The sequence below is a fragment of the Microvirga pakistanensis genome (assembly GCF_004458765.1).
Classification (GTDB): Bacteria; Pseudomonadota; Alphaproteobacteria; order Rhizobiales; family Beijerinckiaceae; genus Microvirga; species Microvirga pakistanensis.
In genome coordinates this window covers 1-223 of sequence record NZ_SPJX01000687.1, presented here as the reverse complement: position 1 = coordinate 223, position 223 = coordinate 1, and the positions used below count along the sequence as shown (strand labels likewise).

General features: G+C 65.0%; 1 pseudogene. It reads right to left on the bottom strand.

From position 1 onward, the window contains the following. Positions 1-52: 52 nt before the first annotated feature. A pseudogene (locus E4K09_RS30565) lies at positions 53-223 on the bottom strand (ABC transporter ATP-binding protein); the annotation flags it as partial.

Here is a 223-nt window from a genome sequence, read left to right as displayed (position 1 = left end):
GTGAAAATCCAGGGCGCGAGGGCGAGTTGGTTCTTGGCTTTCATGGAGAAATTCACGCTGCCCTGCGCGCCTGCGCGATATGTCCGCGCAGCTCGTGAACGAGCGCGGAGAATTCCGGAGTATAGGTGATCTCGAGATCGCGCGGGCGCGGGAACGGCACCTCCCGCTCGGCCACGATGCGGCCCGGCCGGGCGCTCATGCAGAAGATGCGGTCCGCCAGGAA